10 protein-coding genes and 1 tRNA gene are annotated in these 10,668 nt (G+C 69.9%); 10 read left to right on the forward strand and 1 reads right to left on the reverse strand.

The features are described 5' to 3' along the window. Positions 1 to 245: 245 nt before the first annotated feature. Both ACZ7L6_RS38930 and ACZ7L6_RS38935 read left to right on the forward strand, forming a co-directional pair. A complete protein-coding gene (locus tag ACZ7L6_RS38930; protein WP_471932454.1) occupies positions 246 to 503 on the forward strand; it encodes a hypothetical protein in 258 nt (85 codons plus the stop codon). A 38-nt stretch (positions 504 to 541) separates the two neighbouring features. Beyond that, positions 542 to 2,371: a DUF3892 domain-containing protein gene (locus tag ACZ7L6_RS38935; protein WP_471932456.1), complete on the forward strand. Its 1,830-nt coding sequence runs from the start codon at positions 542 to 544 to the stop codon at positions 2,369 to 2,371. Positions 2,372 to 2,445: 74 nt separating this feature from the next. Here the strand turns inward: ACZ7L6_RS38935 and ACZ7L6_RS38940 are convergent. Next, positions 2,446 to 2,520 (reverse strand) — tRNA-Cys (locus ACZ7L6_RS38940). A 200-nt stretch (positions 2,521 to 2,720) separates the two neighbouring features. Between ACZ7L6_RS38940 and ACZ7L6_RS38945 the strand changes: the two genes are divergently transcribed. From ACZ7L6_RS38945 to ACZ7L6_RS38980, 8 genes are all read left to right on the forward strand, one after another. After that, the gene (locus ACZ7L6_RS38945; protein WP_471932458.1) at positions 2,721 to 4,181 is read left to right on the forward strand and encodes an MFS transporter; all 1,461 of its coding nucleotides are present in this window, start codon (positions 2,721 to 2,723) and stop codon (positions 4,179 to 4,181) included. 32 nt (positions 4,182 to 4,213) lie between these two features. Further along, positions 4,214 to 4,411, forward strand: a complete 198-nt coding sequence (locus tag ACZ7L6_RS38950) for a hypothetical protein (protein WP_391443628.1) — start codon at positions 4,214 to 4,216, stop codon at positions 4,409 to 4,411. Continuing rightward, entirely contained in the window at positions 4,411 to 4,779 is a 369-nt protein-coding gene (locus ACZ7L6_RS38955; RefSeq protein WP_471932460.1) for a type II toxin-antitoxin system death-on-curing family toxin, read from the forward strand. The genes ACZ7L6_RS38950 and ACZ7L6_RS38955 overlap by 1 nt, the downstream gene beginning before the upstream one ends. Positions 4,780 to 4,901: 122 nt before the next feature. Further along, on the forward strand, positions 4,902 to 6,704 hold the full coding sequence (locus ACZ7L6_RS38960) for a DEAD/DEAH box helicase (RefSeq protein WP_471932462.1): 1,803 nt from the start codon (positions 4,902 to 4,904) through the stop codon (positions 6,702 to 6,704). A gap of 388 nt (positions 6,705 to 7,092) precedes the next feature. Further along, positions 7,093 to 7,734, forward strand: a complete 642-nt coding sequence (locus ACZ7L6_RS38965) for an IclR family transcriptional regulator (RefSeq protein WP_398828234.1) — start codon at positions 7,093 to 7,095, stop codon at positions 7,732 to 7,734. Between the two features lie 75 nt (positions 7,735 to 7,809). After that, a complete protein-coding gene (locus ACZ7L6_RS38970; protein ID WP_471932464.1) occupies positions 7,810 to 8,589 on the forward strand; it encodes a chorismate synthase in 780 nt (259 codons plus the stop codon). Further along, complete coding sequence (gene menC / locus ACZ7L6_RS38975; RefSeq protein ID WP_471932466.1) at positions 8,586 to 9,698, forward strand: o-succinylbenzoate synthase; 1,113 nt, start codon at positions 8,586 to 8,588, stop codon at positions 9,696 to 9,698. The genes ACZ7L6_RS38970 and menC overlap by 4 nt, the downstream gene beginning before the upstream one ends. 87 nt (positions 9,699 to 9,785) lie before the next feature. Continuing rightward, entirely contained in the window at positions 9,786 to 10,577 is a 792-nt protein-coding gene (locus tag ACZ7L6_RS38980) for a YlbL family protein (RefSeq protein ID WP_471932468.1), read from the forward strand. Positions 10,578 to 10,668: the final 91 nt, after the last annotated feature.

Here is a 10,668-nt window from a genome sequence, read left to right on the forward strand (position 1 = left end):
GCATGGTGGAGTCCGAGACTCCGGGGGCGCACGAAAGTAGTGCGGAAGGTCGAGGAACGCGCTCCGCACAACGACTCACCGGCCACCGAAGGGAGCTCCAACCCCGCGGACAGCGACACCGATTGACAACAGCAGCTGCCGCTGCGAGGGATGGAGAGCGGAACATCGGGCCCCGAAACCCCGGCCGAGACCGCGGCCTTGAGCCTGTCGGCCGGGCCTGCACCAGATGATGAGGAGGCCAGACCGTGATCAACGAGCTGTTTCCCCTTGCGGCTGGAGCGCTTCTGGGTCTTTTCGTGGGCGTGCTTCGCCCCGGGCTGCGGATCTGGCTGGGCGCAGCTGTCGCCGCGGCCCTGGGTGTGCTCGCCACGGTGATCAGCGGGGAGTTCCGGATCGGGTGGGAGTTTCTGCTGATCGATATCCCGCTGGTAGCCGGGACAGCGGTAGCCACCGTAGTGCTGGTACGGCTGCTGAAAAGGCAGGCCGCACGCACCAGGACCTGAACCGACCACCGGGTGTTCATATCGGCGTGAGGTGGATCATGGCGTTCCCAGACGGCTCACTGCTCCGGCTGCCCGACGCTGACGACCTCTGGGCGGTGTTCGACGGTCGGCGATGCCGGGTGGGAAGTGTGCAGTCCAACGTCCTGGACGTCATGCAACGCCTGGCCTCGGAGGTCCGGGTGGTTGACCAGGCAACGCTGAATGCACTACCCGTCGCACCACTGCGCACGGCCAGCGACATTCCAGGCTCCCTGGCCTATCCGCCGCTCAACCATCAGTTTGGTGCCGAGCTCGGCAAGCACTTCGTCATCCGCACCGAGCCGACCACACGTGTGGTCAGCCAGGGCCACGAGATGCGTTCGGTGACGCTGCGTGGATGGCTGCACCCACTGCCGCCTGAATACACCACCAACTCGGAAGAGGGGTGGGACGACTGGCACTACTGGCTTGACCTCGACACTGTCTGGGCGGTCGCGCAGGGCTTCGACCTCAATGCTCTTATGCGGATCGGAAACTTCACCGACCACACGCGCACCGTTGTCGGCGGCAAGGCGGACTTCTTCACCTGGGCTGGCACCGCGTACATCCATCTGGAAATCAACGGTTGGAAATCCGGCAACACACGTGGCGTACCGCAGCCTGTCGGCTGGACCTTCGGCGACAGCCCGGATTTTCCGAATGTCAACGCCGGAACCATGTGGCCGTTCGACCCGCGTTTTCCGGCCGGCGGCGACAAGCCGCCGTACGTGGAGGTCTCCGGCTCACTGATCGCCGACCGGTCCCATGTCGACGGCTCCTCACCCGCCGTTCACGCTGTCGGCTGGTGGCGGCGTGGGATCTCCAACGATGCCGAGGAAAGCCCGGTCCGGGCCACCGAGATCCATCCCACCGACCTGATCACAGTGCTACCGCCGGTGTCGAAGGACGAAGAACTCTATGGCGTCGCACTGGTTGCCGCCTCGGCGCTGTTCGACGACCGCCGACAAGAGATCGACGTCATCATGCGCCCACCAGGACCAGCGCCTTCGCCCGCACACTACGCGATCGCCACCGAGCACGTAGGGCCGGAGAGTTACGTGGATACTCTCGTCTTCGGTAACGCACGGATGACCGGCGCGCTCATCGAGCCGGCCGGCGACGACGGCGTTCGGGTTCGTGCAGCGGTGCGGTCGGTCGTCTGGGGCCGACTCGGCAAGTTCAAGGCGCTCTACACCGTCCGGTGGGCAGTTGCGGCGATCACGGAGTTCGCCGCTTCTGGTTTCGTCGTGTTCCTTCCCCCCACCTTGATGTTCCGCTTCGCCGCACCGCAGCGCCAGGACGTCCAGATCAAGATCGAGGTTCAGCACGAGGGTGGCCCATGGCGTGTGCTCGTCACGGAGGATCCGTTCAACGGGTCGGACGCACTCACCGGCGAGTGGCACCGCCGCTCCGTCGCCGCAAACACATCCTCCCGCCTCTACGCCTTCTGGCTCGGCGCCACCACGGGTGGTTTTGACTACAAGGGCCTCGATGGCACCTATACCTACCGGCTGACGATGCTGCGCTCGGACGGCGGGGCTGCCGCGGTCACCCAGGCAGCAACCACAATTCGCTGGCCCCAGATCCGCGTCACCTGCACCAGCCGCCGCCCGGAACCGGGCGGAACGTGGCGCATCCTCACACTGGGCGGGCCTGGCTGGTCGCTGGCGTCAGCGGATGCCATCGCCCGGATCGAGGCGGGAGCCCACTTCTTCGTCGAACGCCCCGGGGGTGGTGAGGTGAGGGTGATCGTTGCCACCCGGACCAGCGGCGCCAAGTACCTGAAGACCGATGCTGACGGTGATCAGCCGGACATCCTCCTCGCGCTGCCGGACTGCACGGGGTTCTGAGCGCTCCGAGCCCCTGAACCACTCGGGGACACAGCCGGCCGACCACCCGCCAGTGGTCGGCCGTAATGCCGGTATGGAGGCCGTGGCGGGAATCGAACCCACGTAACTCGCTTTGCAGGCGAGCCCCTGAACCACTCGGGCACACGGCCGTCGTCCAAGTCCGGTCGGTCCGGCTTGATCGGTGAGTCGACCGTACGGGTGGGTCGGGGAGGGGCTCAAGGAGATCGGCGGTCCTGCAATGGGACTGCCACACCCCGTTCATGAAACCCCGGTCGTACGACCAAGGTCCCAGGGCGGGGCCGTCTCCCGACAGGGGCCAATGTCAGTTGTGGCCCTTACGCTGGCGACCATGACTGCCCTCGAGCCGCGCGGCGCCGACGTCGCGAAGACATCCGGTGTGCCCTCGGTCCCCGAGTCCGAGGGGACCGTGCTGAGCAGGTCGTACAGGGCCCTCAGTGTCGGGATCGTCTCCGTCGTGCTGCTCATTGCCTTCGAGGCGACCGCCGTCGGGACGGCGATGCCGGTGGCGGCGCGGGAGCTGGACGGGGTGTCGTTGTACGCCTTCGCGTTCTCGGGGTACTTCACGACCAGCCTGTTCGGGATGGTGCTCGCGGGGCAGTGGTCGGACCGGCGGGGGCCGTTGGGGGCGCTGACGACAGGGATCGCGGCCTTCGGTGCCGGGCTGCTGCTCGCGGGGACCGCCGGGGCCATGTGGCTGTTCATTCTCGGGCGGGCCGTGCAGGGGCTCGGTGGAGGGCTCGTCATCGTCGCGCTGTACGTCGTCGTCGGGCGGGCCTACCCCGAGCGGTTGCGGCCGGCGATCATGGCGGCGTTCGCGGCGAGCTGGGTCGTGCCGTCGATCGTGGGGCCGCTGGCCTCCGGGGCGGTGACCGAGCATCTGGGCTGGCGCTGGGTGTTCGTCGGGATTCCGGTGCTCGTCGTCTTTCCGCTCGCGCTCGCGCTGCCGCAGATACGGCGCCGGGCGGCGGGGCCGGTCGACGGCGCGGCGGGCAGCGCCTCCTTCGACCGGCGGCGTATCCGGCTCGCCCTCGGCATCTCGCTCGGTGCGGGGCTGTTGCAGTACGCCGCCCAGGACCTGCGGTGGCTCTCGCTCGTCCCCGGCGCCATCGGTGCCGCGCTCCTCGTGCCGGCCGTGCTCGGGCTGCTTCCGCGCGGCACCTACCGGGCGGCGCGCGGGCTGCCGTCCGTGGTGCTGTTGCGCGGGGTCGCCGCGGGGTCGTTCATCGCCGCGGAGTCCTTCGTGCCGCTGATGCTGGTCACCCAGCGGGGGCTGTCGCCGACGCTCGCCGGGTTCTCGCTCGCGGCGGGCGGGGGGACGTGGGCGCTGGGGTCGTGGGTGCAGTCGCGGCCGCGGGTGGAGCCGTATCGGGAGCGGTTGATGACGGTCGGGATGCTGCTGGTCGCTGCCGCGATCGCTGCGGCGCCGAGTGTGCTGATCGACTCCGTGCCCGCCTGGACCGTTGCCGTGGCGTGGGCGTTCGGGTGCTTCGGGATGGGGCTGGTGATCTCTTCCAGCAGCGTGCTCCTGCTCCACCTCTCCGCCCCCGAGGAGGCCGGCACCAACTCCGCCGCGCTCCAGATATCCGACGCCCTGTCCAACGTCGTCCTCCTTTCGGCGGGCGGGGCGGCGTTCGCCGCGCTGGGTGGGGGTGCGGTGAGTCATACGGCGGTGGGGGCGTCCGGTGCCGGGGCGCATCCGACGGCGTTCGCGGCGGTGTTCCTGCCGATGGCGGGGGTGGCGTTGGTGGGGGCTTGGGTGACTACGCGGTTGCGGGCCGAATCCCGGTGACACCGAGTGGTACGACGTAGTACCGTTAAGGCATGGCTGGACTGAACCTGCGGTTTACGGACGAAGAGCTCGACGCCCTGCGTGACCGTGCGGCGGCCGAGGGGCGCAGCATGCAGGCCTTCGCGCACGACGCGGTGATTGCGGCCATAAACGAACACTCGCGGCTGTTCAACGAGGCCGCCGAGCACGTGCTGAAGGCCAGCGCCGAGCTGAACCGGAGGCTCGCCTGATGCACTACCTCACTCTGCCCGAGCTGATGAACCTCGCACAGCGGCTCGGGGCGGACGAGGTGCGCGACTACGGGCTGCTGGACTCGGCCCTGGCACGTCCACAATCGAGTGTGTTCGGCCAGGACGCCTATCCGGACGTGTGGCAGAAGGCTGCCGCGTTGATGGAGTCCCTCGCCCGAAACCACGGCCTCGTGGACGGCAACAAGCGTATCGCCTGGTACGCGACCTGGGTCTTCCTGCACATGAACGGCCATCCCTTGGACGCGGAATTCGACGTGGACGAGGCCGAGCGGTTCGTTCTCGACGTTTGTCAGGGCGCCTTGGACGTACCCAAGATCGCGGCCCAGTTGCCGCGCTTCGCGCGCTGACTGTGACCTCGGTCCCACCCATGGGCGCTCCGGCCTTGTCCGCCCATTGACACCCACGGGCCGCCGGTAGGGTGGCCCGGTTGTCATACGTAGCCGAGCCGCCCGACCCCTCTCCGGAGACCGTGACTACCACCGCCGCCAGCTCCAGTTCCCACTCCCACCACCTCTCGCCCGCCTTCCCCGGCCGCGCCCCCTGGGGCACCGCCAGCAAGCTGCGTGCCTGGCAGCAGGGGGCGATGGAGAAGTACATCCAGGAGCAGCCGCGTGATTTCCTCGCGGTCGCCACGCCCGGCGCCGGGAAGACGACCTTCGCCCTGACCCTCGCGTCCTGGCTGCTGCACCACCATGTCGTGCAGCAGGTCACCGTGGTCGCGCCGACCGAGCATCTGAAGAAGCAGTGGGCGGAGGCGGCCGGGCGGATAGGGATCAAGCTCGATCCCGAGTACAGCGCGGGCCCGCTCGGCAAGGAGTACCACGGCGTCGCCGTGACGTACGCGGGTGTCGGCGTGCGGCCCATGCTGCACCGCAACCGGGTCGAGCAGCGCAAGACGCTCGTCATCCTCGACGAGATCCACCACGCCGGTGACTCCAAGTCCTGGGGCGAGGCCTGCCTCGAGGCCTTCGAGCCCGCCACGCGTCGGCTCGCCCTCACCGGCACGCCCTTCCGGTCCGACACCAACCCCATCCCCTTCGTGACGTACGAGGAGGACAACGCGGGCATCCGGCGGTCCGCCGCCGACTACACGTACGGCTACGGGTCCGCGCTCACGGACGGCGTCGTGCGGCCCGTCATCTTCCTCTCCTACAGCGGCAACATGCGCTGGCGGACCAAGGCGGGGGACGAGATCGCCGCCCGGCTCGGTGAGCCCATGACCAAGGACGCCGTCAGCCAGGCCTGGCGTACCGCCCTCGACCCGCGCGGCGACTGGATGCCCAGCGTGCTGCGCGCCGCCGACCAGCGGCTCACCGAGGTCAGGAAGGCCATCCCGGACGCCGGCGCCCTCGTCATCGCCTCCGACCAGGACTCCGCCCGCGCCTACGCCAAGCTCATCCGCGAGATCACCGGCAACAAGGCGACCCTCGTCCTCTCCGACGACGCCGGCGCGTCCGACCGCATCGACGAGTTCAGCAACAACAACGACCGCTGGATGGTCGCGGTGCGGATGGTGTCGGAGGGCGTGGACGTCCCGCGGCTCGCCGTCGGGGTGTACGCCACCACCATCTCGACCCCCCTGTTCTTCGCCCAGGCCGTCGGCCGTTTCGTACGGTCCCGGCGGCGCGGCGAGACCGCGTCCGTCTTCCTGCCGACCATCCCGGACCTGCTCACCTTCGCCAACGAGATGGAGGTCGAGCGCGACCACGCCCTCGACAAGCCGAAGAAGGAGGGCGAGGAGGACCCGTACGCCGAATCCGAGAAGGAGATGGAGGAGGCGAACAAGGAGCAGGACGAGGACACCGGCGAACAGGACATGCTGCCGTTCGAGGCGCTGGAGTCCGACGCCGTCTTCGACCGGGTGCTCTACGACGGTGCCGAGTTCGGCATGCAGGCCCACCCGGGGAGCGAGGAGGAGCAGGACTACCTCGGGATCCCCGGGCTGCTGGAGCCCGAGCAGGTCCAGCTGCTGCTCCAGAAGCGACAGGCCCGGCAGATCGCGCACAGCCGCAAGAAGCCGGATTCCGAGGCCGACCTCCTCGAACTGCCCGCCGAGCGGCGGCCCGTCGTCACGCACAAGGAGATGATGGAGCTCCGCAAGCAGCTCAACACCATGGTCAGCGCGTACGTCCATCAGAGCGGCAAGCCGCACGGGGTGATCCACACCGAGCTGCGGCGGGTGTGCGGTGGACCGCCGAGCGCCGAGGCGACGGCGGGGCAGTTGCGGCAGCGGATCGCCAAGGTGCAGGAGTGGGCCACCCGCATGCGGTAACGCTGGGCGCTGTGCCTGGGCCGGTTTTTTTGGGGGGTGCTCGTCGTGCTTTGCCGCGGGCCGGTGGGGGCTTGTCGCGCAGTTCCCCGCGCCCCTGAGGGGCGCTTCACGCCCTGTGCGTTTCAGGGCAAACGGGCGCGGTCCGTACCGCCCACTGCCCGGATTCTGGACGGAGCCTTCCGCTCAGCGAACCGGCTTCGCTAATGTCCCGCTACGCACACGCCCCGTGGCAGCGCCGCCGCGGAGCGCAGCCGTGAAGCGACGCGGTCCGGAAAGGATTCCGGGCCGCCGGCCGATCGGCGGCCTCTGAAGCGCGTCACCGACGGGACTCGGTGCACGCATCCGCCGCGAAGGGGTCGCCGACCTCACCACTTAAGGAGTGGGCGTCGTGACCGCGGAGACCTCTCAGACGCTCGACCGAGGACTGCGTGTCCTCAAGCTGCTGGCCGATACGGACCACGGGCTGACCGTCACCGAGCTATCCCACAAACTGGGCGTGAACCGGACCGTCGTGTACCGGCTGCTCGCCACGCTCGAACAGCACGCACTCGTACGCCGTGACCTGGGCGGCCGTGCCCGGGTCGGGCTCGGCGTGCTGCGGCTGGGCCGGCAGGTGCATCCGCTGGTACGCGAGGCCGCGCTGCCGGCGCTGCGTTCGCTGGCCGAGGACATCGGGGCGACGGCTCATCTGACGCTGGTCGACGGCACGGAGGCGCTCGCCGTCGCCGTGGTCGAGCCGACCTGGACGGACTATCACGTGGCCTATCGGGCCGGGTTCCGGCATCCCCTGGACCGCGGGGCTGCGGGGCGGGCGATACTCGCGGCGCGGCAGCAGCCGAGCGGGGAGCCCGGATACACCCTGACGCACGGCGAGTTGGAGGCAGGAGCGAGCGGGGCGGCCGCGCCGCTGCTGGGCGTGACCGGGGTCGAGGGCAGCGTGGGTGTGGTGATGCTGGCCGACGCGGTGCCGGAGCGGGTCGGGCCGCGGGTCGTGGACGCGGCGCGAGAGGTGGCGGAGGCGCTGCGCTGAGGGGGCGTCCGGTCGGAGGCCGCGTGCCCGCCCGCGCTCTAGGCAGGGGCGGGCGCCGCCTCCGACACTCGACTCATGACCTCACTCAGCATCCGCACCGTCGACGACGTCGCCGGGTTCGCGGCCGTCGCCGACTTCTTCAGCGACGTATGGCAGACGCCTCGCAGTGCCCCGCCATTACTGCCCGAGACGCTGCACAGCCTCGCCCACGCGGGTGGTGCGGTGCACGCCGCGTACGACGGGGCGCGGCTGGTCGGGGCGTCCGTCGCGGTGTTCGGGCCGCCCGCGGCCAGAGAGACGTACTCCCTCATCACCGCCGCCGACCGAGGGCTCGGCATCCACGTCAAGCAGGCACAGCGGGAGTGGGCCCTGGAGAACGGGGCCAGGACCATGCGCTGGACCTTCGACCCGCTGGTCGGCCGTAACGCCCGCTTCAACCTGGTCAAGCTGGGCGCCGAGGGGACCGACTACGTCGTCGACTTCTACGGTCCGATGGCCGACGGCGTGAACGACGGCGACGAGAGCGACCGGCTGACGGTGACCTGGGACCTCACGGCGCCTTCACCGTCGTACGGTCAACCTGGCGAGGTGGTCGCCGACCGCCGCACCGCCCCCGCCAGCCACACCGCTCCCGACGGGGAGCCCCTCGCCCGCCGGGATCCCGACGAGCGGTACATATGGTGTCGCGTGCCTGACGACGTGGTCGCGCTGCGGGCCGCGGACCCGGCGCTCGCTTTGCGCTGGCGGCGGGCCGTGCGTGAGGTGTTCACCAAGGCCTTCGCCGACGGGTTCACGGCGACGTCGATGTCCCGGGACGGCTGGTACACGCTCACCCGCCGGGAGGCCGCCGCGTGAAACTGGAGCGCGTCGAGATCGTCCACGTGGCGATTCCGCTGGTCAGCCCCTTCCGTACGTCCTTCGGCACGATGACGACGAAGGACACCTTCCTGCTGCACGTCGTCACGGACACGGCCGAGGGCTGGTCGGAGTTCGCGGGCGGCCCCGAGCCGCTGTACTGCTCGGAGTTCGTGGCCGGCGCGGAGATCGTGCTGCGCGACTTCCTGCTGCCGCGCGCCGCCGCGCTCCCTGTGCTCGGTACGGCCCACCTCGCCCCGGTGATGGCGAGGATCAAGGGGCACGAGCTGGCGAAGGCCGCGCTGGAGACGGCGGTCCTCGACGCGGAGCTGCGGTCGTACGGGATGCCGCTGGCGACGTATCTCGGGGCGGTGCGGGAGCGGGTGCCGGCCGGGGTGTCGGTCGGGATCAAGCGGACGCTCGCCGAGTTGCTGGACGCCGTCGAGGGGTATCTCGCCGAGGGCTACGTCCGGATCAAGCTGAAGATCGAGCCCGGCTGGGACCTGGAACCCGTACGGGCCGTGCGTGAACGCTTCGGGGCGGAGCTGCCGCTGCAGGTCGACGCCAACACGGCGTACACGCTCGCGGACGCCGAGCATCTGCGGCGGCTGGACGAGTTCGGACTGCTGCTGATCGAGGAGCCGCTCGCGGAGAACGACCTGTACGCCCACGCCCGCCTCCAGCAGCGCCTCGCGACGCCCGTCTGCCTGGACGAGTCCCTGCACAACGCCCGCGACACCGCGTCCGCGATCGCGATGGACGCCTGCCGGGTCGTGAACGTGAAGCCCGCGCGGGTCGGCGGGTACCTGGAGGCTCGGCGGGTGCATGACGTGGCGTACGCGCACGGGGTGCCGGTGTGGTGCGGCGGCATGCTGGAGACCGGCATCGGCCGCGCACCGAACCTGGCGCTGGCCGCCCTGCCCGGCTGCACGCTCCCCGGGGACACCTCGGCGTCCAGCCGCTACTTCGCCGAGGACATCGCGGAGCCGTTCGTGCTGGTGGACGGCCATCTGCCGGTGCCGAGGTCGCCGGGGACCGGGGTGGAGCCGCTGCCGGAGGCGCTGCGGCGCTTCACCGAGGAACGGCGAGACTTGTACGCGGCCGCCTGACGAGACCTGTATGTGACCTTGGTGGGGCACCCTGGGCAGCTCCGACCTGCACCTGGCCGGAACTCACCGTCACGTTAGATTGATCCCGTGTTCTCTCGTCTCACGCGCCCCCGGGCCGTCGCCGTCTGCGCCCTGCCGGTCGTGGCCCTGCTCGCCACGGCGGCCTTCGCGCCGCTGCCCTTCTCGCTGACGCAGCCCGGCCAGACCACGGACGTACTGGGCGAGGACAAGGGCGAGCCAGTGATCACGATCTCCGGTGCGCCGACCCGTGACACGAGCGGGGAGCTGCGTATGACGACGATCGTGGCCTCGGGCCCCGACGCGGATGTGCGGCTCGGCGACCTGGTCGACGCCTGGTTCCGCACGGACCGGGCGGTCATGCCCCGCGACTCGGTCTATCCGAGCGGCAAGAGCACCCGGGAGATCGAGCAGTACAACACCGAGCAGATGAAGGAGTCCCAGGACGCCGCGACCGAGGCCGCGCTGAACCACCTGGACCTGGCCGACAAGAACATCAAGGTCACCCTGAGGCTCGCCGACGTGGGCGGCCCCAGCGCCGGCCTCCTGTTCTCCCTGGGCATCATCGACAAGCTCGACGGCAACGGCGAAGGCGGCGACCTCACCGGCGGCCGCACCATCGCCGGCACGGGCACGATCGACCCCGCCGGCAAGGTCGGCGCGGTCGGCGGCGTGTCCCTCAAGACCCAGGCGGCCAAGCGGGACGGGGCGACGGTCTTCCTGGTCCCGAAGGACGAGTGCTCCGACGCGAAGGCAGAACTGCCGAAGGGCCTCCGGCTGATCCCCGTGACCACACTGACGGGCGCGGTGAACGCGCTGGAGGCGCTGGAGTCGGGGAAGGGTTCCGTCCCCAGCTGCTAGACGAGTAGTTCCGATTGCGGGGTTCACGGACGCCGGGAGGGTGTCCAACATCGGGTTGTGACGACCGAGTTAGACACCCTCTTGACCGCAC

Source organism: Streptomyces sp. NPDC107522 (assembly GCF_055657525.1).